Below are 23000 nucleotides of genomic sequence, written 5' to 3' on the forward strand. Positions count from 1 at the left end.
AGGAAGATGTGAGATGACTTCGAAGCACGAAACCATCCTCGGCAATGCCCGCCTCGTACTGGCCGATCGCGTGATCGAGCACGGCTGGGTCGCTTTCGCAGATGGCCGCATCGCCGAATATGGCGAGGGCACTGCGCCGTCAGGCAGCGAGGACGCCGGCGGCGACCTGATCATGCCAGGCCTGATCGAGCTCCACACCGACCATCTCGAAATGCACTATGTGCCGCGCCCGAAAGTATTTTGGGATCCGATCGCGGCGGTAGTTTCCTATGACGGACAGTTGGCCACCTCGGGCATCACCACGGTTCTGGATTCGCTCCGGGTCTGGCGCGAGGACGGCGCCGAGGACGTTGACGGCAGGGCAGGCGTGCTCGCGGGTGCGATCACGGCGGCGCGTGAGGCAAACCTGCTGCGCGCAGAACACTTCCTGCATCTGCGCTGCGAAATTCCGATGCCAAGCGTCGTCGAGGAAGCCAAGGAGCTGATCGGCCGGCCGGACGTGCGGCTGATGTCGCTGATGGACCATACGCCGGGTCAGCGCCAGTTCCGCGACGAGGTCAAGCTCCGCGATTATTACCGCGGCAAGGGCGGCGGCATGACCGACGCCGAGCTCGATGTACTGTTCGAGAAGCGCTTTGCCTATCAGAAGGCCTATGCCGCGACCAACATGCGCGAAATCGTGGCGCTTGCCCATCGATATGAAATTCCGCTCGCCAGCCACGACGACACCACTGAGGAAAATGTCGCCGATGCGATCCAGGATCGCGTTTCCGTCGCTGAGTTTCCGACCACGATGGAAGCCGCGCGCGGCCTGCATCAGGCCGGCATCGGCATCCTGATGGGCGCGCCGAACGTGGTCCGCGGCGGCTCGCATTCCGGCAACATCGCCGCCATCGATCTCGCCCGCGAGGGGCTGTTGGACATCCTGTCGTCCGACTACATCCCTTCCAGCCTTTTGATGGCAGCCCTGCAGTTGCCGCAGCATGTGCCGGCGATCGATCTGGCCTGCGCCGTCCGCACCGTCACCAAGACACCAGCCGAGGCCGTGGGCCTTGCGGACCGTGGCGAGATCGCAGCCGGCAAGCGGGCCGATGTGATCCGGGTGCATGTCGCCCGCAACATTCCGGTGGTGCGCAGCGTCTGGCGGGAAGGGTGGCGCGTGGCATGACGGAAATCTTGACAACCACAGCGCCGGGCCAGGCCGCCGCAATCGGGCCGGGCCGTTTGATCCTGGTGGTCGGTCCGAGCGGCGCCGGCAAGGATACGCTGCTCGGCCTCGCCACGGCCGCCTGCGCCGATGACAGCAAAATTGTGTTTCCACGCCGCGTGATTACGCGCGAGGCGTCGGCGTCGGAAGAAAACGAACAGGTCAGCGCCGGAACGTTCCGGGAGGCGCTGGCGCGTGGCGAATACGCCATGCATTGGGAAGCCCACGGCCATTGCTACGCACTGTCGCGCGCGATCGACAACGAAATCCGCGCCGGGCGAACCATCGTTGCCAATGTATCGCGCACCGTGATTGGCGCGATGCGCCGCGCCTATGCCGACGTGGTGGTGGTTTCGATCACGGCCCCGCCAAACGTTCTGGCCGAGCGGCTGGCGATGCGGCAGCGGAGCAGCGACGGCAGGCTCGAAGCCCGCTTGGGTCGCACGGTGGAGGATGCGGCCGCGCCCGACGTTACCATCGTCAATACCGGCAGTGCCGAATATCATGCCCGCCAGCTCGTCCGCGTCATCAAGGCCGAGAAATGGGACGATCGACGGGAGAGCTAAAGTGACTGTTATCGCGACCATCGAGCAGCTCGAGGCCATCTACGGCTTTCCCAACGATGCCTCGACCGTCAAGGTCGCGGACAGGATCACGCCAGCCTATCGGGCGTTGATGGACAAATCGCCGTTCGCAGCGCTCGCGACCTGCGGACCCGAGGGGCTGGACTGCTCGCCGCGCGGCGACCTGCCGGGCTTCGTTCGCATCCACGATGAGAAAACGCTGATGATGCCGGATCGCCGCGGCAACAACCGTTGCGATTCGCTGCGCAATATCGTGCGCGATCCGCGGGTGGCGCTGTTGTTTCTCATCCCGGGCTCGGGCAGCACGCTGCGCATCAACGGTCGCGCACACGTCTCCGCCGATCCGGAACTGCTCGCGTCGTTCAAGATGGAGGGCAAGGCGCCGCGCACCGTCATCGTCATGACGGTCGAAGAGGTTTACTTCCAATGCGCGCGCGCCATCGTGCGTTCCGATCTCTGGAATCCCGACAAGCGCGTCGACCCTAGATGCTTGCCGACGCCCGGCCAGATCCTTGCCGAGATGAGCGACAACACCGTCGGTGGCGAGAAGTACGATCGGGAATGGCCGGAGCGCGCGCGGCAGACCATGTGGTGATGCGCTGATGGTCGTCGCTGATCATCCTGCCGGCACATGCGGGCAGGTCATGGATCGCGGCTTGCTGCCGCGCCTGTCGATGGGCACGTTGCAATTGTCGATCCGTTGCTCGTCCATCCACTTTTTTCCCAGGCGCTCTTTTCCGGTCAGCGATGACCCGTCAGCCGGCAGGGCGGTTTCCGCATTCGGTGTGGTTTGGCCAGGCTGCCTTTCCTGCGCAAGCACTCCCGATGCAAAGCACAGCGCGAAAAGAAAACTGATCAACCCTCGGTGAATCGGTTCCATCGGATTGTCCTCATCAGAAATCCACGCGTCAGATTAAACATGTCGATATTTACGTAGCCACCCGGAACCTGCGGACAACGGGTCGGTTGCCTCTCATCGTGTTGCGCGCTTCACAAGAAAAGGAAGGAGAGACAGATGAAAATGAAACGGCTCATTCTTGCTGGTTGCTCGATCCTGGTCTTGAGCTCCGGCGCAGCACTTGCTGGTCCTTGCGAGACGGGACGCGCGGCCAACCTGAAGGATGCTGGCTCCGGACCGGCCAAGATGGGCGACAGCCAGACAACGGGTATGGCTGGCAGCACCGATCAACATCCGCCGACCGATAAGATGAATCGAGCGGCGGGAGACACTGCTGCATCTTCACAAGATACGCAGCGGCAGATGCAAGGCGAACCGACGGCGGCACAGCAGGCTGAAGGTGCCAAGGCCGACAAGGTCACAGAGGCTGACAAGGACTGCTGAAGATACGTATCGACCCTGGTCGTCATACTGCTTCAGCAGACAAGCGCGGATGAATAATAGAAGGTCGTTCGAACTGTGATTGGACGAACCCTCGCGGTGCAAGCGTCGATGCGGCGCCCTCATCCGCAGGGTTTGTCCAAGAGGGAAGTAGGCTTGCCCAAGAGCGAACTTCTTCCTTCGGAGATGGTGCGCATAGTGCGACCTTCGACCTTCCGTACTTGCGCTCTGTCCACGGTGACCCTAGTTTTCATCCCGGCACGAAGGTCGTGCCAGCACTGCTTGGGAGGACCCTGATGAGTTGGAAGACTCCGAAGATCGTCGAAGTGTCGGTGGGCATGGAAATCAACATGTACGCCTGCGCGGCGCGTAAATAGGCGCGTCGAAGCGGTCTGCCCGGCTCCGGCAACAGCATGTTGCTGCGGGCCGGGCAGGCTGTTCAACTACCGCGAAGTCGCCCGTTGCTTGCACCAAGCGTGAGCCAGCGCGGCCGACGGTGCTGATCCCAGTTTCTCCACTGCTCCACCTGCGTTCTGTGTCTTCCCATGGCTCGCGGAAGATTGCCGCATCATGCTAGGGTATGCCCGGCCGGCACTGCCGGGAATCACCCGTTCAACCCCATGACCCGCTGAATGCGAACATCTATGCGTGCAAGGACCTTCCAGGCGGCGGTCGTGTCCTTTGCTGCGCTGCTGCCGGCTTGTGGCTATGCCGAGGGCATCGACACCGAGCATCTGTTCGGCTTTATGATCGGGACCGATGTCGGCAATGTCGGCGAACGGGAGTTTCAGAGCGAGACGACCGGGCGCTTCGGCAGGAACGGGGGTACTTACCGGGCGGTCGGCCAGGAATTTGAACTGGAGTTTGTGCCGGCCCGGAATTTTAGAATCGAGGTGGGAAGCACGTTTGCGTCGCATCTGATCAGTGGCGTGCCGGGCATTGACGACCAGCGCGGGCTGTCATGGCAGGGTGGGTCGATCGATTTGCGCTACCGCTTTCTCGATCGGGAAACGGCACCATTCGGAGTTACGTTCGCGACGGAAGCGCACGTGCATCGTGTCGAGGAGACGACCGCCGAAGCGGTCCGGAGTTTCGGGACTGAATTCAGGCTGGCGTTCGATCGCGAGCTCGTACCGAACCGCGTCGTCGCAGCGTTCAACCTGATCTACGAACCAGAGTGGACACGATTGATCGGCAGTGGCGCGATGGAGCGGGAGTCTACCGCCGGCACGGCGCTTGGCGTCATGGCGCAGTTGCTTCCCGGTTTCTTGCTAGGTGGAGAGGCGCGTTACCTGCGAAAATATGAGGGGATCAGTCTGGAAAAACTCGCAGGGCAGGCGTTGTTTGTCGGTCCGACCGCATATTTCCAGTTGTCGAAAAGTTCGCGGCTGACCGCGAGCTGGAGCTTGCAAGCGTGGGGGCGTCCGGTGGGGTCGACTGCCGGTCTTGATCTCGTCAATTTCGAACGTCACCAGGCGCGGCTGGTATTTGGCGTCAATTTTTAGGGCTGGCGGCTGCGCGCGCGGCCCGAGTTCCGGCTTTTTCACGAGGTAGTGAAACCTCGGGCCGCCTATTGCCGTAGCTCTTTGCGTTAATCTGTTCGGGAACAATGCAAGGGATATTAGATATGACTCCAATAGATTTGGTCGTGACCGTTTGTGCGGTGCTCTCGCCCACCACTTGCGAGGAAACCCATTTGGTCTTTTCTTCAAATGCTTCGTTGCAGCAATGTGCCATGAACGCGCAGCCCTACATCGCGCAGTGGATTGGCGAACACCCGAAATGGACCGCGGTCAAGTGGCGCTGCGAATATCCAGGCACCAATCGAAAGGCATCCAGCGACGCCGTGTGGTCGGCGGGCTGAATGGTCGTCCAGCGGCGGCTATTTGTTACAATCCTTTAAATCCTTGTCGGCGATGGAAAACACGGCGTCAGCCTTGATTTCGACGTCGCGAACGAAGCAGTGCTTTGAGCCGCGATAGCCGACCTTGGCATCATAACGTCCCGGCTCCACGCCCGTGATGCGCAGGCGTTCGTCGTGGTCGACTTCTTTGTCCTTGTCGTTCAGGGTGAGGTTGGGACCCCAGTCGTTCTTGCCGGGCGGGGAAAGCTGAAACTCGGAAATGGTCGCCGTCGTAAGATTCCACAACCGGATGCCTTTTCCCTGCGCGGCCACCTCGTTGGCGCTCGTTGACAGCAGTGCCACCAAAGCCAGTATCCATCGCATCGGTCATCCTTTCGTCGCGGGGCGCCCGGAGCCGTCATTGCCTGATCAGACGGTCTCGATTTTTGATTTTATCGAAGTTTCTTGCCCGATCGAGACCGATCGGGGCGATCAACCGGGCCGTATCGAGATCGGCACCCTCGAAATCGGTATCGACGACGGTGATGCCGGTCAGGTCGGCTCCGCCCAGTTGGGCACTCTTGAGAGAAGCGCCGGTGAGGTCGCCGCTCTTCAGCACCGCAAATTCGAGATCGACGCGAGACAGATCGGCGCCGCGCGCGTTCAGGCGTTCCAGATTGGCCGATTTCAGCACCGCGCGCATCAGGCCCATCGATTGGTTGCGCATGTCGGCACCGAGATTTGCGCCCGCGATCGAAGCGCCGACGAGGCTCGCACCGGTGAGGTCGGCAGCGACGCGTGCTCCCGAAAGGTCGGCGCCGTCGAGGCGGGCGCGAGCCATCTGCGAAGCGAACAGATTTGCGTTCCTGAGGCTTGCGCCGGTCAGGTCGGCTTCGACCAGCCATGCCTGGTCGAGGATTGCGCGGTCGAGCCTGGCGCCGGCGAGCTTTGTCTTGTTGAGCCGGGCCGCGCGGAAAGTTGCGCCGGACAGGTTGAGTCCCGACAGGTCCAGGCCGGATAATCTCTTCCCGGTGAAATCGGCGGGCGCGGCGATGGTCGCTGCGGCGAGCGCGGCCTCGACCTCTCCGCGGGTCAATTCGGCCGAGACCATATCGGGCGACGACAGGTCAATATGACGCATCATGTCCTGGGCTGTTGCCGTCATCGCGACAAGAGCAAGACCGAGTGCTGCAGTTCCGATCGAGCGTTTCATCGTCAACCCCAACCGATCACGCATCCTAGCACCGGCCTAAGGCACTGCCTATGACCCATCCTGCTTGGTGGGACAGCCATCGATCCGCCGCATGATTTCCGATTTGATTGCGGCGATCTCGACCTCTCCGCGTGCGCTTCGCGGCGTGCGGATAGGCAGGTCCGCGAGAACCCGGGCCGGGCGCGGCGACAGCAGGATCACGCGATCGCCGAGACGAACCGCGTCGTCTACATCATGGGTGACCAGCAGCGTTATCACGGAGCGACCGTCCATCAACATGGCGATCTCATCGCGCAGGCGGCTCGCAAGAGCGGCATCGAGCGAGGCTAGCGGTTCGTCGAGAATGAGCAACTCCGGCTCAATAGCGAACGCGCGGGCGAGCGCAACGCGCCGCGCGAGGCCGAGCGATAACTCGCCGGGAAAATGGTTGCGATGTGCCTTCAGCTCCAGAATTTCGAAGAGTGCTGAAAGCTTCGGTTCATCGGCAAGAGGCGCGGCAAGTCGCACATTCTCCTCGACCGACCGCCACGGCAGCAGCCGCGGCTCTTGGAACACGAAGCCGATCCGCGCGCCGGCGGGTCGAGAGACGCGCCCTTGAAAGTCGGGGTCGAGACCGGCGAGGATCCGAAGCATCGTACTCTTGCCGCAGCCGGACGGGCCGACCAATACACCAACCTCTCCTGCATTAAGCGCAAAGGCGACGCCCGCGATCACGTCGTGCTGTTCGCCCGCCGCGCTCTTGAACGTTTTGCTGGTGATTTCGACCTCAAGCCGCACGGGGACGCCACCGGGATGACCGGGCCTCGAACGGCTGCACCAACAAGGTTTCAATGAGGAGCACGACTGCGGCGAAGCTCAGCGAGTAGGCAAGCAACAGCGGAATGTCGAATAGCTGGAACGCCACGCCGATCTCGAAACCAACACCGTTTGGACGTCCAAGCAATTCCGCAACAAGTACGATCTTCCAGACCAGGGAAAGTCCTGATCGGGCGGCGGCTGCGATGTAGGGCGCCAGTTGCGGCAAAATGACGTGTCGAAACCTGCTCCAGTGGGGCAACGCGAACACCGTCGCCATTTCGTCCAGCGCCGCGTCGAGGGCACGTGCTCCCTCGCGCAGCGTAACGATGGCGGTCGGGAGCTTGTTGATGGCGATTGCCGCAATTGCAGCGACTTCAGTCAATCCGGCCCAGATGTAGGCGAGCACGATGACCACAAGCGCCGGCAGATTGAGCAGCAGGATCAGCCAGGGGTCTCCAAGCCGATCGGCAAGCCGCACCCGGCCCATCAGGTATCCAATGGCTGCGCCCAGCGCCATCGCCAGCGTGAAGGCGAGCGCAACGCGCGCTAATGTCGCGCCGAGATGGAAGAACAGGTTGCCCGACCTGGCTTCCGCGATCATGGCCGTGAGCACGGTGGGCGGAGGTGGCAGCTTCGCGTCACCGGCAAACAGCGAAGCGATCCACCAGATTGCGACGAACACGGCGAATGACAGCAGGCGAGCCACCTCAATCTCCCGGGATCGCGTGATAGAATGTTCCGGCATCCAGTTCAGGCGCTGGCCCGACAAGTTCACGACCGCCTATTTCAGCCAGCACGCGGTAGAGAACGCGTGCGTCGGCTTCCTCGTCGGCGATCGGGCGACGCGGAATTCCCTCTCGATAGCGATTACGATAGGCGCGCAACGTTGCGGCGTCGGGAGCGCCGGTCAGTGGCGCGATTTTCTCCCACTCGGCATCCGAGGTCGACAGAATCTCCTTCGCCGCGCGGGTCATGGCGATGAAGCGGGCAATTTTGTCCTGGTTTGTGTTCGCCCATGTTTCGTCGAAGACGTAGCCGAGCATCGCAGTGCGGCCTTTGGCGCCCAGTTTCGGCAGCAGGTCCTCGATGCCGGCGATGCGGCGGAAGCCTTTTGCTTCCAGTGCCGCACAGAAATTCCAGTAGTTCACGGTCGCATCCATTTCGCCGCTGAGCGTCTTGGCTGCCAATAGCGGCGGTGCGCCGTAAGCGATTGTTGCGTCGGACTTCAGGTCGATGCCGCCCTGTTTCAACCATGCCAAAAGCAGCAGCCAATTCTTGTCGATCGGCCCGCCCGCGACGGCGAGCTTTCGGCCTTTGAGATCGGCCAAGGTCTCGATCGGGGATGAGGCAGGGACCATCACGGCGCCGAGCGCGCTCGAATAGGGATAGAATGTCAGCTTGGCGCCAAGCCCGCGTTCGCGCGACACCCAAAGCCAGTCGGTGACCACAATGTCGGCATTCCCGGCGCGAAGCGCAATCTTGCCCGCCTCGGGGCTCGCCAGTTCGAGAACCTGGACCGAAAGGTTGGCCTGCTTGTCGAGGCCGTGCGCGCGGATCACTGCAAGTTCCCAGGCGAATGTTCCGGTCTTCTGTACCGCAACGCGTAAGGCCTCGGCGCCGCAGCACGTGCCGAGCGAGACCAAGACAATCGTAGCGAGCAGCGTGCGAACAAAATGCGTCATGGCGCCTTGAGCCGTATCCTTGAACGTCTGCTTTTCAGCGCGCCAGTCATAGCATAGCTTCCACGGTTAACAGCGGGAGGAAGACGATGACGCTTGTCGGATGGGTACGACGTATTGTCGCCACGTTGACAGCGCTGATGACGATTGCGGTGGTCGCGCACGCTCAGGACATCAATGATTATCCGACATCGGCGCGCGTCGAATATGTTTTCGGGTGCCTGAAGGCAAATGGCGAGACGCGGCAGGCGATCGAGCAATGTTCCTGTTCGGTCGACGTCGTGGCTTCACTCTTGCCCTACGAGCGCTATGTCACGGCCGAAACCGTGCTCAGTATGTCGCAGGTCCGGAGCGATCTGGGCGGCCCGTTCCGCACGTCGGAGCAGGCGGCAAGCGCACTCAACGAGCTTAGGCGAGCCCAGGCCGAAGCGGAGGTCCGTTGCTTCTGAATGCGAAGCGGCCGCCGCTTCGAAGACGCGTCCAGGGGCAGAGTGGCATCCGTGTCCCGGACGCGGTGCGCGCTGGTGACATGGGCCCCGCTCTGCAGCGCATCACTCCGTGTTGCGCTGCGTCCGGGGCACGAGAGAAACGGCTGACGCCTGATGGTCGGTATCAAGTCCCTGAATTATCTACCTTCCATTCGCGCTGGAAGACGTGCCCCTCGGTGTCCTTTGCCTCGGCGCGGAAACGTTTCGCACCATTGGAGACGTAGGTGAACCTGATATTGGGGTCTTCTGAAATGGAAATGCCGCCTTCCATCGTCAACACCAGGCTGTCGTCCTGCCAGAGCCGCAGTTCATTGATGAAGAAGGCCGGGACATAGAGGTGCGTGACCTGGTCCATCTGCAGGCCGGAATTGCTGGGATGGCCGATCATGATCTGGGCTTCGCGCGCGCCACCGGCCGGCCCTTCGCCGGCCTTTGCGAACTGCCGATAGCGCATCTGGCCCAGCCTGGCCTTGGCTTCGTCGGCGTTCTTGGCCGCAGGCGCCGAACAGCCGCCGGAGGCCTTCACATAGGTTTTAGTCATGTAAAGTTTGCCGTCGCTGAGTTCGGCCACCGCATGGACATCGGTGTAATTGTTGACGCGGACGCGGGTGGAGATTTCCGAGACGTTGGCGTCCGGTCCAAGCTGGAACTTCGCCGCCATCGGCGCGGGATTCTGGTCGATGACCAGCGTAATGCTCAGCACCTGCCGGCTATCGCCGGGCGAAAGCTTCGTTCGCAAAGTGACCGGGACGATTGCGGCATCCTCGGCACGCGACGGCATTTCGATGCCGATCACGTCGCTGCCATCGTTCATCGGACGATTGTTGAAGATGTCCTGCACCAGTCCGGGCCAGAGATCATTTGCCTCTGCCGCGAGCGCCATCGGTGCGCCGCAGAGTAGCAAACCAACGACGCCGAAGAGGCGGAACAGATATCCGGACATGGTCACGACCTTCGCGCGGATGGAAGCAACGCACGCAATATAGGGCAATGCGCATGCTATTCCCATTCAATTTCGGAGAATGCTGCAGTTGCGTTGCGGGCGTTGAAGTCGTCGAACAATTCCCACCGGGATCGCTCGGAGCTTGCTGCAGTACCCGCTGCTGCCCCTATCGGTTCGCCGCGGGTGATGAGCCCGCGTATATCCGAGGCCAGCGTTTCGAGATAACGACGCTGGTCGGCGAGGGCGGCCGGCCATCCGCTCACGGGACCGTGACCGGGAACCACGCGCTCCGCAGGCAAGGCGCCGAGCTCACCGATGACGGACAGCCAGCCGCGGATGCTGCCGTCCAGCACAGGCGTGTGGGTGAGAAACACGAGGTCGCCCGCGAACAGGGTGCCGGTCTTTTCATCCAGCACCGTGAGATCGCAATCGCTGTGCGCGGCAGGCCACGCCCGTACGGTGAGGATTCGTCCGCCGAGATTGAGCTGGAGCGTGCCGCTGACGAGCAGCGTCGGCGGCACGATGCGTATTTCGTCGATCAATTGATCACCCATCGTGCGGCGAAATGCGTCGAGATAGAATTGACCGCGCGCCGCCAGCGCGCGCGGCAGGTTCGCGTGGCCGACAAACGTTGTTCCGTCCTGCACGAAAGCGCCGTTGCCGAAGATGTGGTCGGGGTGGCCGTGCGTATTGATGACGTAGCGGATCGGCTTGTCTGTCCGGGCGCGAATGGCCGCCAGCAATTGCCGTCCCTCGCGAAGGCTGCCGCCCGTATCTATCACCGCGACGGCATCCTGGCCAACGATGAACCCGACATTGGCGATCGCGCCAGCGTTCTCGCGCGTCATCTGCGCGGTTTGGCCGTTGTGTACGAATACGCCATCCGCAATGGAGTTGACGGGCAGCTCCTGTTCCTGCGCGAAAGAAGCGGTGATTGTCGCGCTCATCGCGAGCGCGGCAAGGATCCATGCGGGCTGAGCCATAATTCGGCCTTCGTCTCTCCACCAAGCGCAGCCGGTAATTCAACGTTTCATTGCGGCTGCGTTTGCGTCGCAGCACGGGCGGCGATTTCGCCAGGATTATTCCTGTTGCGCGCCCCAATTGACAAGCATAGCATTTTGCTTGTCTGCGGCTTCAACGGAACTCTGTTCGTCGAGGTTGCCGATATCTTTTGCGAGTTGGCAACAATAGCGAGCCGGAAGTGCAGCAGCTTTCCATGACATGCGCCAGACAGAAGCGCTGGCTGGCGATCTCAACCTTGGTGATGCTCGCGGTTTTCTTCGGGCGCGATGCTGATGTTGCGCGCGCGCAGATCAAAGAAGGCGGCGATCTGTCGATTGAGCTCGTCGATCCCAAGGTGCTGCGCGTCTGCGCCGACCCGCACAATTTGCCGTTTTCCAACGACAAGGGCGAGGGATTCGAGAACAAGCTCGCCGAACTGTTCGCCGAGAAGCTGAACAAAAAGCTGGATTATATGTACTTCCCGCAGGCGACGGGCTTCGTCCGGATGACGCTTGGCGCCCATCGTTGCGATGTCATCATGGGCTTCCCACAGGGAGATGACCTGGTCCAGGGCACCAATCCCTATTACCGCACCGCCTACGCGCTGGTCGCCAAGAAGGGCAGCGGCCTCGACGAAGTGACCACGCTGGAAGACGAGCGTCTCAAGGGCAAGCATATCGGCATCGTGGCCGGAACACCGCCTGCCACGAATATGGCGGTCAACGGCCTGATGGCGAATGCCAGACCGTATCAGTTGATGGTCGATACCCGTTTGGATTCGTCAGCGGAGGCCATGATAGCCGACCTAAAGTCCGGTAAGATCGACGCCGGCATTCTCTGGGGGCCGATGGCGGGCTTCTATGCGAAGAGGGCGGACCCGCCGCTCCATGTCACGCCCCTCGTGAAGGAAAAGTCAGGCCCTCGATTGGCGTACCGTATCGGCATGGGAGTGCGTGCCGCCGACCAGAACTGGAAGCGGCAGCTCAATCGCCTGATCCAGGAAAACCAGCCGGCCGTCAACAAGATACTGCTGGACTTCGGCGTTCCCTTGCTCGACGAGAATGACCGGCCGATCGGCGCGGAGACGGCAACCAAAACGCCATGAGAGCAGCGCTCGCAGGCCTGATCCTTGCGACATTCCCATTCATCGTCTCGACCTTCGCGCAGGAGAGGCCTCCCGAGCCCGACGGGTATCGCATGGGAGACTACCGTGCGCCGGTTCCCGCGACCCTTGCCGGTGTGCGTGTGCTGACCACCGCAGAGGCCGAGGCGATCTGGCGCGCCAAGGCCGGCGCATTCATCGACGTCATGCCTCGCGCGCCGAAGCCGCAAAATCTTCCCGAAGGCACCATCTGGCGCGACAAGCCGCGGCTCAACATTCCCGGCAGCGTGTGGCTGCCGGACACCGGCTACGGAAGGCTCGCAGCCGTAACGGAAGACTATCTGCAGCGCGGGCTTGTCCGCGCGACGGCAGGCAACAATGCCGCGCTGGTGGTGGTCTACTGCGTTGCCGATTGCTGGATGTCCTGGAACGCGGCCAAGCGCATCCTCACTTACGGCTATTCCAACGTGGCGTGGTACCCTGACGGGACCGATGGCTGGGAACGGGCCGGTCTGGCGCTGGTGGAGTCGCAACCGGAGCCGCGGACAGGCGAGGAGATCGCATCGCCGCGTTAGCGACTACTCGATCTCCTGCTGAATCGTCCGCCCGAGGGCGAACAGCCGCTGGTCGATCGCCGTCGGGACCTCGCAGACGAATTTGATGACGTTCCGCCGGTCTTCGAAGATGCGCGTTTGCCAGACGAGCTGATTGCCGAGCTCGTCGATCTTCGCCTGGTCGGGCGGCGTTTCGCCCTGCAGCGCCTGCAAGGCCAGCGTGTCGGCGCGGATCTTATCTGCCGCTTCGCGCTGTTTGCGGGTGACGCGCTCCAAGCCGTTCATAACCTGGGAGCGTTGGGCATTGAGGGATTCGAACAGGCCGGCAAACAGCAGTTTCCCGCTTGCGGTCTTGTCGGCTGCACCGTTCAGATATTCCGTGATTGCCTTTTGTGCCTCCTCGAGCGGGGTCCGCCTTGCCGCGAGCTTCGCGACCAGCGCGCTGACCTTGGCATCGTCCTTCCACTTGCCGGAGACGTCGTCGAGCGGCGGACCTGCCCACACCGCGGCGACGGATATCTCGGGCACCTTGGCCTGCGTGCACGGCCAGTCCGGATAGCGCGGATCGGCGGCATGGCCGTGTCCGCTCATGGCCGTAATGGCGAGGAGCATGGCGATCGCGATCCGGTATTTCATGTCTCGCCTCCGGCCGGGCCGCGGCGGATCAGGCCGCGCGATGGATCGTACGCGAGGATGGCGCCGATCATGAAGGCGATCGTGCAGCCTCCGACCACCGCGAGTGCGATCCAGTTCATTTGCCCATACAGCGCAAAACGAATCAGCTCCACGGCATGCGTGAACGGATTGAACAGGCAGACATAGTAGAGCATCGGGCTGCTCTCCAGGATGCGCCACAGCGGATAGAGCGCCGAGGAAGCAAAGAACATCGGAAAGATGACAAAGTTCATCACGCCCGCAAAGTTCTCGAGCTGTTTGATGCCGGACGAGATCAGCATGCCCAACGCGCCGAGCATCAGGCCTGAGAGGACCAGCGCCGGCAGCACCGTAAGATAGCCGGTCGGGGGCGCTGCGATATCCCAGAACCAGGCGATCAGCAGGAAGGCATAGACCTGAAGCAGCGAGACCGCGGTTCCCGCCAGAAGCTTGCAGGACAGGAGGAACCATCGCGGCAGCGGGCTCACCAGCAAGGTCCGCATATTGCCCATTTCGCGGTCGTAAACCATGGAAAGCGAGGACTGCATGCCGTTGAAGAGCTGGATCATCGCCATCAGCCCGGGCGCGATATAGACCTCGTAAAGAATGTAGGTCTCATATGGGGGGATGATGGAGAGGCCGAGCACCTGACGGAAGCCGGCGGCGAAGATGAACAGCCACACCAGGGGGCGCACGAGCGCGGAGATGAAGCGTTCGCGCTGGTGCAGGAAGCGAAGCGCCTCGCGCCACACGATGCCGTTCAGGCAGATCAGATATTCGGCCGCCGAGAAGCCGCGCTGGATTGGCGTCATGGCTGCCGATGTCATGACGTTGAACTCCCGCTCTGAGCGGTGGAGCCGGTCAGCCGCATGAACGCCGTGTTGATATCGCTGCCGCCCGCATCGGCGATGACCCGCGCCACTTTGCCCTGGGCCAATACGCGGCCCTGATGCAGCACGACGAGATCGTCGTTCGAACCGATCTCGTCGAACAGATGTGTCGCCCAAAGCACGCTTATTCCCTGTTCGGCAACGAGCTGCCGAACGTGATTGAGGATGTCGGCGCGCGCCTTGACGTCGAGGCCGACGGTTGCCTCGTCGAGCAGGAGCAGGCGCGGGCGATGCAGCAGCGCCCGCGCGATTTCCAATCGTCGCATCTGGCCGCCGGAGAGATCGCGCACCTTGCTGCCGGCGCGGTCGGCAAGGCCGATGCGCGCCAGCACCTCACCGCTGCGCGCGCGGGCATCGCGCCTGCCGATGCCGTGCAAGGCGGCGTGATAAAGCAGATTCTGCGTCACCGAGAGGTCGAGATCGAGCGTGCGGGGCTGAAACACCACGCCGAGCAGCCGCAAGGCTTCGCCGGGTGTCTGCGCGACGTCATGGCCGAAAATCCCGATACGTCCGTGCTGGATTCCGAACAGCCGCGTGATCAGCGAGAACAGGGTGCTCTTGCCGGCGCCGTTCAGGCCGAGCAACGCGGTGAAACTTGCCGGCGCGACGGAAAAGCCGATCTCGATCAGCGCGCGCCGGGTGCCATAGGCATGGCTGACGCCTTCGATCGACAGCGCAGGCATCTCCACGGCATCGGGCCGGGGAGGGAAGCCTTGCGTGCTCTGACCGGCGGAAAAGGCGTCAGTGGCCGTCATGGTTGTGCAATCGTCATACCCCAGGGCAGTTCGCCGACCTGGATCGTCTTGATGACCTTTTGGGCTGCGACATCGATCACCGAGACGTCGTTCGATACGCCATTGGTGGTCAGTAGATATTTCTCGTCGGGCGTGAATGCGAGGTGCCAGACACGCTGACCTACCAGCAGATATTTGGTGACCTTGTGGCTAACGGCGTCGACGACGGCGACGCGATTGGCCGGGCCGAGTGCGACGAAAGCGGTCTTGCCGTCCTTGGTCATGCCGATGCCGACCGGCTGGATGGCTTCGCTTCGCAGGCCGGGAATTTCGAACGAAATCTTTTTCGTCACCTCCCGCTTGGCCGGGTCGATCACCGAAATGGTACCACCGATCTCCGACGATACCCACACCTCGGAATTGTCACGTTTGAACTCCGCGAAGCGCGGGCGCGCATCGACCAGAACGTTGGCGACGATCTCGCGCGTCGTGGTGTCGATGAAATGCGCCATGTTGGTCGTCTCGGACGTATTGATCAGGATTTTGCCGTCCGGGCTGATCGCCATGCCCTCCGGTTCTACGCCGACCTGGATCTCGCCGAGACGGGCGCGCTTCTCGACGTCGATGATGGTCACCGTATTGTCGTTCTCATTGGCGACATAGAGAATCTTGCCATCGGCATCCAAGGCGAACAGCTCGGGGTCCGGGCCGGAGGGCAGGGAATCGACGACTTCCTGCTTCGCAACGTCGATGACCTGAATGCTGTCATCGTCGCCGACCGCGACGAACACAAACTTGCCGTCCCTGGTGAACTCGATGCCGCGTGGCCGCTGGCCGACCTTGATGGTCTTGGTGACGGTCCAACTGTTCGTATCGATCACCGATACGGTGTTGCTCTTCTCGTTGGACACATAGGCGATGAAGGCCGATGCAGGCGTCGCCGCCGCGAGCCAGGCAGCCACCCCAAAAAACAGGCAATGACGCCACATATGCAATCCATCCTCCTTCAATTCAGCTTGCATTTGGTTTCCGGCCGATCGACGCCAAGCGTGTCGAGCTCCGACACCTGATGCAGGAATCCCTCCTGCGGAGAAACCGAGACCACCATGCGTCCATCGACCAAAAGGATCGGCTGGCGAAGCTGCAAATTCCAGTCCCGCAGCGTCAACCGCCGGCCTTTGAACGCTGCAACGGAAAAGTCTTTCCCTCTAAGAAAATCCGACACCACCTTTGGGTCGCCGGACTTGGTGCGCGACGCAGCTTCACCGACCATGCGTGCTGCCGTCCAGGCCTGCATGTCCAATGCGGTCATCTGTCGCGAGTTCAGTTTGGCGAACCGGTTCTGAATCTGGATCGCGCCCCACTGATCCTGCGCGGCGTGCCAGCTGGTCGGAACGAGGCCCGCCGAGCCGGCAACCGGGCGCGGATCCCAGGTGCGGTAGGGTAGGTAGGACGCGAACACCTCGCTTTCGTCGGCTGCCACGAGGACGTCATAGGCCGGTGCTTGCTGGGTGAATACCGGAATTTGCCGCTGGATCAGGGTGACGCCACTGTCTGTGCGGCGCGCGCCGCCGGTATCGTCAAAGGTTCGCTCCTGAACGATCTTGGCGCCAAAGCGCGTGGCCGCGCGCCGCAGTGCGTCGGCGTAGAGCTTGTCCTGATCATGCGAGCCGACCACGAGCAACCAGCGCTTCCATTGCTTCCACACCAGATATTGCGCGAGCGCATCCGCAAGCATCGAGCGCGTCGGCGCGACATGGATCACGTTGGCGCGGCAATCCTGCTCGCGCAGGCGGTCGTCGATTGCTCCGGCATTCAACAGCAACGTCCCACGTTCGCGAAGCGCGTTGGCGGCCTTCAGCAAGTCGTCTGCCGGAAGGTCGGCAATGATGAAGCCGGTGCGCTCGGCAAGCACCGCCGCCGCCTTCGCGACGTCTTCATCGTCCTTGAGTCGGACCTCTTCCAGCGTGAAGCGCTGATTGAGGAACTTGCCCGTGGTGTTGTTGTCCTCGATGGCGAGGCGTGCACCGGCAAGCCCATCATTCTCCGCCGGCAGTTCGACGAGGGACAATTTCGCCTTGATGCCGGCGCGGCCAAGATAGCCGACGCCGATCTCGATAGGGTCGGCCGCGAGCACCGAGGTAGCTGCAATGCTCAAGCCGATCGCAGCGACCAAGCATCGGATCATGGCTTCTCCCTGACAGGTCTTCTCGACTTGGTATGGAAGACCTTTGGCTTTGAACCATGACCGAATTGTCTAGGCTTGCAACTCAATTCTGTTGCGCCGACTACGTGTCGTTTCAGCCCTTCAGGCGTGCGGCGTGCCAACGCAGATGATCGGCCATGAATGTGGAGATGAAGTAGTAGCTGTGGTCGTAGCCAGGCTGTCGGCGCAAGGTGAGGGGGATTTTGGCTCTCTCGCAGGTGCCTTGCAGCAGCTCCGGGCGGAGCTGTTCGGTCAGAAACTGATCGGCATCGCCATAGTCGACCAGCAGATCGGGTAATCTGGCGCCGTCCTCGATCAGGGCTACCGCATCGTGCTTGCGCCATGCTTGCCGGTCGCTACCGAGATAACCGCCGAGCGCCTTGATGCCCCATGGCACCTGTGAGGGAGCGACAATCGGCGCAAAGGCACTGGCAGCGCGGTAGCGGCCGGGATGGCGCAGGGCGATCGTCAGTGCGCCGTGGCCGCCCATGGAATGGCCAAGAATGGATTGCCGGCTTGCGTCGACAGGAAAGCTTTCGGCGACCAGTTTGGGCAGTTCCTCCGTGACATAGCTCCACATGCGGTAATTGCGGGCGAACGGCTCCTGCGTCGCATCGACATAGAAGCCGGCGCCAAGCCCGAAATCGTAGGCATTGGCTGGATCGCCCGGCACGCCTTCGCCGCGCGGGCTGGTGTCGGGCGCAACGAAGATCAGGCCGAGTTCGGCGCAGGCGCTGCGGAATTCGCCCTTTTCCGTCACGTTGGCATGGGTGCAGGTCAGGCCTGAGAGATACCAGACGACCGGCAGCCTGGTGCCCGCGGCGTGCGGAGGCACATACACCGAGAACGTCATGTCGGTCCGGGTTTCGCGGCTGGCGTGCCGGTAGACGCCTTGCGTTCCGCCATATGCCTTGTTCAGTGAAACCGTCTGCATGCTCATGGCCTTGCTACTCCGGCGCTGTGCGGCAGGCTTACGCCAATGCCACTTTCGATTGCCAGCCGCACCAGTTCGGCGGAAGTTCGCACGCCGAGCTTTTGGCGCATGATCGAGGATGTGTTGGCAACGGTTTTGTACGAGGAATGAACCAGCCAAGCGATCTCGGAAAGACTCTTGCCCGCGCTGAGCAGGCGCAGGATCTCCATCTCCCGCGAGGTGAGTTTTGCAAGCGGACTGCGAGCGAAAGCCGGTCCGGCGAATGCGATGCTCCGCGCGATTGCGAAGGGCAGGTAGACCCCGCCCTTGCCGACTTCACGGATGGCCTCGACCAGATCCTGCGGATCGCCCGTTTTCGCGACATAGCCTTTGGCGCCGATCTCGATGGCGCGCGCGGCGAAGACAGGATCGTCGTTCATGCTGAACATGATGATTCGTGCCGACGCAGTTCGCGCAAGAATGCGCCGCGCCAGTTCAAACCCAGAGACGGTCGGAAGGTTGATATCGATCACGCAGATGTCGGGACGTTCGGCGACGAATACGCGTTCGCCGCTCTCCGCGTCGGCGGCCTCCAGCAGCACGACCTCCGGTTCGTCGGCAAACACGGTGCGGCAGCCCGAAGCAACGATGGGATGATCGTCGACGATCAGTACTCGCATGGCATCGATCCCCGATAGCTGCTTCGATTGCGTTGCTGCATCGCGTCAAGCTGCATCGACATCGGCGAGCCCGGTCATGCAACGCCGACACGATTGCTGTACGCTTCAATCTGATCGTCGGTTTTTCGACTGTCAACGGTCCTCTCGACGGGGAACGGATTGCGACGCGATTGGGGCAAACCTCATGTGGCAAAAATTATCGTTGCGCGGGCGGATCAATTTGCTGCTGGCGCTGGGGCTCACGCTTGGCCTGGCGATCAATATCGCGCGGCTGGTGGTCGAAGCGGCGCCCCGTGTCCGGGCCGAAGATCAAAGCGTCATCCGGCTGGCACGCGAATTCGTGGAGACGATCGTTCCCGGCCTGAACGAGGCGGCAGATCCGGAGGCGCGGCTGAACCAGATCGTCCACGACCTCAGCAGGCTCCGTCACGTCAGTATCACACGGCAAGGCGATGCGACCGTGGCCGAGCGCTCGGGCGATGGCGGCGACGAACGATCGCCGCCGGCATGGTTCATCGCGCTCGTGCATCCGGAAACGACCACCGTAAGCGTACCGATCACGATCCACGGAAAGCCGCAGTCGCTCCTGATCACCTCGCATCCAAACGACGAAATGGCCGAAATCTGGGACGGAATCGTCACCCAGCTGGCGGTTAGTTCCGCGCTCGCCATCGCGCTCTTTCTGGTTACGATAGTCGTGGTTGGCCGCGCGCTGGCGCCGCTGCAGGCGCTTTCGCAGACCATGGCAAACATCGAGGCCGGGCACTATGGATCACGCGTCGAGCCCGGCGGCACGCCCGAACTGGCGGCGATCTGTGCCAAGCTGAACCACCTCGCGGGCGCCCTTGGCGAAGCTGTCGAGGACAAGCGGCGGCTCGCCGAGCGCACGGTCTCGCTGCAGGATATGGAACGCAAGGAGATTGCGCGCGAGCTGCATGACGAGTTTGGGCCCTATCTCTTTACGCTGCGTGCCCACGCCGGCGCCCTGATGCGGCTAGCGGAGGATGGGCGCGCGCCGAGCGCGGATGCGTTACGCAAGCATGGCACCGCAATCATGGAGCAGATCAACGCGCTCCAGCAGTTCAACCGCAGGGTACTGGAAAAGCTGAAGCCCGTTGGGCTTGCAGAGCTTGGATTGCGCGAGGCGCTCGGCGTGCTCTTGCGTTTGTGGCGTGAATCCCGTCCCGACGTAACCATCGACGCGAACATCGCCTGCGCTCCAGGCGAGACCGGAGAAGTCGCGGACTTGACGGTTTACCGCATCGTCCAGGAAGCATTGACGAATGCCTTCCGCCACGCTGAGGCGACCGCCGTCAGCGTCACGGTGGAACACGCTGCAGGAATGCAGGGAAATCGCGCCTGCGCCTTGGTGCGCGTCAGCGACAACGGCCGCGGTTTGGCGCCGGATCACAAACTCGGTTTCGGCTTGATCGGCATGCGCGAGAGAATACTGGCGCTGGGCGGTACGCTGAATGTCGTCTCCGGCAACGGAGGCCTCACGGTAGAGGCGGTCGTTCCCCACGGATCGCACTGAGGCGGCGAAGCGATGGGCGGGAATTTTTCCCGGTTTCTTCGGGAAGGAGGACATTTGGGAAGCCCGACCTTTTGCGGCTAGCGCGTGTCGATGTCTTCTCACTAGTATCGTCCGCATCGAGCCGGCATCGCCAATGCGCCGGAATGTAAGTGGGGTGGGGATATGGGGGTACGCGTACTGGTGATCGGGACAATCTCACTGTGCCTGGTTCCCGGGATCGACCGTGCCGAGGCCCAAACCGCATCTGGCGAGAGTGAGGTCTTGCCCGCCATCGAGGTAGTCGCCCCGCCGACATCAGCCAGACCAGCGGCTAGACCAGCCCGCGGCAGTACCGCACCTCGAGCCACCCGAAATGTGCGCAGGGTCTATGTTTACCCGACCGCGCCTACGCCGACGGCGCGATCGGGAATGGATGTCGATAAGGTACCGGCAGCGATCAACGCCGTAGGCGCCGGGCAAATCGCGCGTACTGACTCGCTGAACATCGCGGATGCATTACAGCAACGGGTGCCGGGCATCGTCCTCAGCGATTCGACCGGAAATCCGTTTATGCCCGACGTACAATTTCGAGGTTTCGTTGCATCTCCGGTCTCCGGTACGCCTCAGGGGCTTGCGGTGTACCAGAACGGGATGCGCATCAATGAAGCGTTCGGCGACACCGTCAATTGGGACTTGATCCCGACCGCTGCGATCAGGTCGGTCACCGTCGTAACCAACAACCCCGCGTTCGGCCTCAACGCGCTCGGCGGAGCTGTCAACGTATTGATGAAGGATGGCTTCAATTATCAAGGCGCTGAAATCAATACGATGGGCGGATCTTTCGGACGGATCCAGAGCTCGGCACAGTATGGCAAGCAGATCGACAATTTTTCCGTCTATGGCGCGCTCGAGGGCGTGCGTGACAATGGCTATCGCAATTTTTCGGAGTCGGCGATTCGCCGGTTTTACGGCGATGTCGGTTATCGGACCGACGGCAGTGAGTTTCACCTCAACGTGGGCGTCGCCAAGAACAATTTCGGCGCGGCGGCGGCTGTTCCAGTTGAGCTGCTCCAGAGATATTGGGGGGCGACCTATACGACGCCGCAGACTACCGACAACCGCGTTGCCTACGCCAATCTGACCGGAAAGGTCGAGGTGACGCCGACCTGGACGATCGAAGGCTCGGCGCGCGTCCGGGCATTCCGGCAGAAGACGGTGGACGGAAACCCGACCGAGACGGCGCCGTGTGACGCCGATCCAATGCTGCTTTGCTTCAACGAGGACAACACCACGCCGGGAGCGCCGGCGAACGGCCTCAACGGAGTCCAGCTTGCAAATCCATTCCCCGCTGACTCGGTACTGGGCCAGATCGACCGTACAACGACCCGTTCGACGACGACTGGCGCAACGCTGCAGGCAACCAACACCGACCAGTTGTTCGAACATAACAACCAGTTCATGGTTGGCGCCAGTTTCGACTCCGGCGTTACCCGCTTCGGGGCCAGCGCGGAACTGGGCACGATCGGCTCGAACTACGTCGTCAGCGGCAGCGGCATATTTCTCGGGCGGTCTGGCGAGCCTGTATCCATCGGCCCGGTCTCGCTCCGCGCCACCAACCGGTACACCGGCCTCTATGCGCTCGACACATTCGACGTGACGGACGCGTTCTCTGTCTCGGGCGGCGGCCGGTTCAACTATGCAAACATCGTCCTTCAGGATCTGATCGGCACTGACCTCAACGGCAATCACACGTTCAGTCGCTTCAATCCGATGATTGGCGGCACCTACAAGATCACGCCGGGCTTGACGGCCTATGCTGGATATTCCGAAGCTAATCGCGCGCCGACGCCCTTGGAGCTCGCATGCGCCGACCCTTCGCGCCCCTGTATCGCTGCGGCATTCCTGATCGCGGACCCGCCGCTGAAACAGGTCGTCTCCCGCACCATAGAGGCAGGTTTCCGCGGAACGAAGGAGCTGAATATCGGAACACTCGGGTGGAAAGTCGGCGCGTTCCGCGCCACCAATGCCGATGACATCCTGGCGATTCCGAGCCCGGACTTGCAGGGATTTGGCTATTTCCAGAACGTGGGGAGCACGCGGCGCCAAGGTATCGAGGCTCAGGTCAATCTGACGTCGAAGACGCTGCAACTTTATGCCAGTTATGCCCTCGTGGATGCGCGCTTCCTCGATCCCCTGACGCTCAACTCCCACAGCCCGTTCGCCGATGCCGACGGGAATATCCAGGTTCTGCCGGGCAATCGCATTCCGGCGATACCACGCAACCGGGTCAAGGTTGGCATCGACTATTCGGTCACGGACGCCTTCAAGGTCGGTGGCGATGCATTGTTCGTCGGCAGCCAGTATTTTGTCGGCGATGAATCCAACCAGGCAGCCCGGCTGCCAGGGTATTCCGTTTTCAACGTGCACGCCTCGTATCAGATCAACAAGACGTTCCAGCTCTATGCCCGCGTCGACAACATCTTGGACCACCGCTATGCGGTTTACGGGACGTTCTTCGAGACCGGTGATGTGCCCAATTTCACCAACGGCGGCCAGGACTTTACCGACGCCCGCTCGGTCAGTCCGGCCCGGCCGCGCGCCTTTTACGCGGGCCTGAAGGCAACCTTCTAGAGAGCGGGAGGCGCAAAGGCGGCTCAG

General features: G+C 62.0%; 27 protein-coding genes. 12 read left to right on the forward strand and 15 right to left on the reverse strand.

The window, feature by feature from the left end; all coding sequences use genetic code 11:
• The first annotated feature begins 13 nt into the window (after positions 1 to 13).
• The 3 genes from V1273_RS13005 to V1273_RS13015 are packed head-to-tail and all read left to right on the forward strand — an operon-like array spanning position 14 to position 2386.
• Positions 14 to 1168 carry an alpha-D-ribose 1-methylphosphonate 5-triphosphate diphosphatase gene (locus V1273_RS13005; protein ID WP_334409843.1) on the forward strand — a complete coding sequence of 385 codons (1155 nt, stop codon included), beginning with the start codon at positions 14 to 16 and terminating at the stop codon, positions 1166 to 1168.
• The gene (gene phnN, locus V1273_RS13010; RefSeq protein ID WP_334368052.1) at positions 1165 to 1773 is read left to right on the forward strand and encodes a phosphonate metabolism protein/1,5-bisphosphokinase (PRPP-forming) PhnN; all 609 of its coding nucleotides are present in this window, start codon (positions 1165 to 1167) and stop codon (positions 1771 to 1773) included. Before V1273_RS13005 ends, phnN begins: the two co-directional genes overlap by 4 nt.
• Position 1774: 1 nt before the next feature.
• A complete protein-coding gene (locus V1273_RS13015; protein ID WP_334368053.1) occupies positions 1775 to 2386 on the forward strand; it encodes a pyridoxamine 5'-phosphate oxidase family protein in 612 nt (203 codons plus the stop codon).
• 21 nt (positions 2387 to 2407) lie between these two features.
• Here V1273_RS13015 and V1273_RS13020 read toward each other — a convergent pair whose 3' ends face one another.
• Positions 2408 to 2671: a hypothetical protein gene (locus tag V1273_RS13020; RefSeq protein WP_334368054.1), complete on the reverse strand. Its 264-nt coding sequence runs from the start codon at positions 2669 to 2671 to the stop codon at positions 2408 to 2410.
• 135 nt (positions 2672 to 2806) lie between these two features.
• Here V1273_RS13020 and V1273_RS13025 point away from each other — a divergent pair, with 135 nt between their 5' ends.
• The 4 genes from V1273_RS13025 (at position 2807) to V1273_RS13040 (ending at position 4994) form a co-directional block, all read left to right on the forward strand.
• A complete protein-coding gene (locus tag V1273_RS13025; RefSeq protein WP_334368055.1) occupies positions 2807 to 3133 on the forward strand; it encodes a hypothetical protein in 327 nt (108 codons plus the stop codon).
• A gap of 293 nt (positions 3134 to 3426) precedes the next feature.
• Positions 3427 to 3507, forward strand: a complete 81-nt coding sequence (pqqA, locus tag V1273_RS13030; protein ID WP_035728097.1) for a pyrroloquinoline quinone precursor peptide PqqA — start codon at positions 3427 to 3429, stop codon at positions 3505 to 3507.
• Between the two features lie 267 nt (positions 3508 to 3774).
• Positions 3775 to 4635: a hypothetical protein gene (locus V1273_RS13035; protein WP_334368056.1), complete on the forward strand. Its 861-nt coding sequence runs from the start codon at positions 3775 to 3777 to the stop codon at positions 4633 to 4635.
• Positions 4636 to 4757: 122 nt separating this feature from the next.
• Positions 4758 to 4994: a hypothetical protein gene (locus V1273_RS13040; RefSeq protein ID WP_334368057.1), complete on the forward strand. Its 237-nt coding sequence runs from the start codon at positions 4758 to 4760 to the stop codon at positions 4992 to 4994.
• Between the two features lie 18 nt (positions 4995 to 5012).
• Here V1273_RS13040 and V1273_RS13045 read toward each other — a convergent pair whose 3' ends face one another.
• Genes V1273_RS13045 through V1273_RS13065 form a run of 5 tightly spaced genes read right to left on the reverse strand, consistent with a single transcriptional unit; the run spans position 5013 to position 8666 of the window.
• Complete coding sequence (locus tag V1273_RS13045) at positions 5013 to 5357, reverse strand: hypothetical protein (protein WP_028350821.1); 345 nt, start codon at positions 5355 to 5357, stop codon at positions 5013 to 5015.
• Between the two features lie 34 nt (positions 5358 to 5391).
• Positions 5392 to 6186, reverse strand: a complete 795-nt coding sequence (locus tag V1273_RS13050) for a pentapeptide repeat-containing protein (protein WP_334368058.1) — start codon at positions 6184 to 6186, stop codon at positions 5392 to 5394.
• 48 nt (positions 6187 to 6234) lie between these two features.
• Positions 6235 to 6963, reverse strand: a complete 729-nt coding sequence (locus V1273_RS13055; RefSeq protein ID WP_334368059.1) for an ABC transporter ATP-binding protein — start codon at positions 6961 to 6963, stop codon at positions 6235 to 6237.
• Positions 6953 to 7690, reverse strand: coding sequence for an ABC transporter permease (locus V1273_RS13060; RefSeq protein ID WP_334368060.1), 738 nt, complete (start codon positions 7688 to 7690; stop codon positions 6953 to 6955). The genes V1273_RS13055 and V1273_RS13060 overlap by 11 nt, the downstream gene beginning before the upstream one ends.
• A 1-nt stretch (position 7691) precedes the next feature.
• Positions 7692 to 8666, reverse strand: a complete 975-nt coding sequence (locus V1273_RS13065; RefSeq protein WP_334368061.1) for an ABC transporter substrate-binding protein — start codon at positions 8664 to 8666, stop codon at positions 7692 to 7694.
• Between the two features lie 86 nt (positions 8667 to 8752).
• Here V1273_RS13065 and V1273_RS13070 point away from each other — a divergent pair, with 86 nt between their 5' ends.
• The gene (locus V1273_RS13070) at positions 8753 to 9112 is read left to right on the forward strand and encodes a hypothetical protein (protein WP_334368062.1); all 360 of its coding nucleotides are present in this window, start codon (positions 8753 to 8755) and stop codon (positions 9110 to 9112) included.
• Positions 9113 to 9275: 163 nt separating this feature from the next.
• Here V1273_RS13070 and V1273_RS13075 read toward each other — a convergent pair whose 3' ends face one another.
• Positions 9276 to 10094 carry a quinoprotein dehydrogenase-associated SoxYZ-like carrier gene (locus V1273_RS13075; protein WP_334369239.1) on the reverse strand — a complete coding sequence of 273 codons (819 nt, stop codon included), beginning with the start codon at positions 10092 to 10094 and terminating at the stop codon, positions 9276 to 9278.
• A 56-nt stretch (positions 10095 to 10150) separates the two neighbouring features.
• The gene (locus V1273_RS13080) at positions 10151 to 11077 is read right to left on the reverse strand and encodes a quinoprotein relay system zinc metallohydrolase 2 (protein WP_334368063.1); all 927 of its coding nucleotides are present in this window, start codon (positions 11075 to 11077) and stop codon (positions 10151 to 10153) included.
• 281 nt (positions 11078 to 11358) lie between these two features.
• Here V1273_RS13080 and V1273_RS13085 point away from each other — a divergent pair, with 281 nt between their 5' ends.
• Both V1273_RS13085 and V1273_RS13090 read left to right on the forward strand, forming a co-directional pair.
• Positions 11359 to 12201, forward strand: a complete 843-nt coding sequence (locus V1273_RS13085) for a substrate-binding domain-containing protein (protein ID WP_442894152.1) — start codon at positions 11359 to 11361, stop codon at positions 12199 to 12201.
• Positions 12198 to 12773: a PQQ-dependent catabolism-associated CXXCW motif protein gene (locus V1273_RS13090; RefSeq protein WP_334409844.1), complete on the forward strand. Its 576-nt coding sequence runs from the start codon at positions 12198 to 12200 to the stop codon at positions 12771 to 12773. Before V1273_RS13085 ends, V1273_RS13090 begins: the two co-directional genes overlap by 4 nt.
• Before the next feature lie 3 nt (positions 12774 to 12776).
• Here V1273_RS13090 and V1273_RS13095 read toward each other — a convergent pair whose 3' ends face one another.
• The 7 genes from V1273_RS13095 to V1273_RS13125 form a co-directional block, all read right to left on the reverse strand.
• Complete coding sequence (locus tag V1273_RS13095) at positions 12777 to 13388, reverse strand: hypothetical protein (RefSeq protein ID WP_442894085.1); 612 nt, start codon at positions 13386 to 13388, stop codon at positions 12777 to 12779.
• Positions 13385 to 14233, reverse strand: a complete 849-nt coding sequence (locus V1273_RS13100; protein WP_028350832.1) for an ABC transporter permease — start codon at positions 14231 to 14233, stop codon at positions 13385 to 13387. Before V1273_RS13100 ends, V1273_RS13095 begins: the two co-directional genes overlap by 4 nt.
• Positions 14230 to 14979 carry an ABC transporter ATP-binding protein gene (locus tag V1273_RS13105; RefSeq protein WP_334369242.1) on the reverse strand — a complete coding sequence of 250 codons (750 nt, stop codon included), beginning with the start codon at positions 14977 to 14979 and terminating at the stop codon, positions 14230 to 14232. Before V1273_RS13105 ends, V1273_RS13100 begins: the two co-directional genes overlap by 4 nt.
• A 68-nt stretch (positions 14980 to 15047) precedes the next feature.
• Positions 15048 to 16052 carry a YVTN family beta-propeller repeat protein gene (locus V1273_RS13110; RefSeq protein ID WP_442894086.1) on the reverse strand — a complete coding sequence of 335 codons (1005 nt, stop codon included), beginning with the start codon at positions 16050 to 16052 and terminating at the stop codon, positions 15048 to 15050.
• Entirely contained in the window at positions 16037 to 17218 is a 1182-nt protein-coding gene (locus V1273_RS13115) for an ABC transporter substrate-binding protein (protein WP_334409845.1), read from the reverse strand. Before V1273_RS13115 ends, V1273_RS13110 begins: the two co-directional genes overlap by 16 nt.
• A 112-nt stretch (positions 17219 to 17330) precedes the next feature.
• Complete coding sequence (gene fghA / locus V1273_RS13120) at positions 17331 to 18176, reverse strand: S-formylglutathione hydrolase (protein ID WP_334368067.1); 846 nt, start codon at positions 18174 to 18176, stop codon at positions 17331 to 17333.
• Positions 18173 to 18829 (reverse strand): response regulator transcription factor, encoded by a 657-nt coding sequence (locus tag V1273_RS13125; RefSeq protein WP_334382830.1) that lies wholly within the window; start codon positions 18827 to 18829, stop codon positions 18173 to 18175. The genes fghA and V1273_RS13125 overlap by 4 nt, the downstream gene beginning before the upstream one ends.
• Before the next feature lie 184 nt (positions 18830 to 19013).
• Here V1273_RS13125 and V1273_RS13130 point away from each other — a divergent pair, with 184 nt between their 5' ends.
• Together V1273_RS13130 and V1273_RS13135 are read left to right on the forward strand one after the other, a co-directional pair.
• Positions 19014 to 20363: a histidine kinase gene (locus V1273_RS13130; RefSeq protein WP_334409846.1), complete on the forward strand. Its 1350-nt coding sequence runs from the start codon at positions 19014 to 19016 to the stop codon at positions 20361 to 20363.
• A 162-nt stretch (positions 20364 to 20525) separates the two neighbouring features.
• The gene (locus V1273_RS13135) at positions 20526 to 22973 is read left to right on the forward strand and encodes a TonB-dependent receptor (RefSeq protein WP_334409847.1); all 2448 of its coding nucleotides are present in this window, start codon (positions 20526 to 20528) and stop codon (positions 22971 to 22973) included.
• Positions 22974 to 23000: the final 27 nt, after the last annotated feature.

This window comes from Bradyrhizobium sp. AZCC 1721 (genome assembly GCF_036924715.1).
Taxonomy (GTDB): domain Bacteria; phylum Pseudomonadota; class Alphaproteobacteria; order Rhizobiales; family Xanthobacteraceae; genus Bradyrhizobium.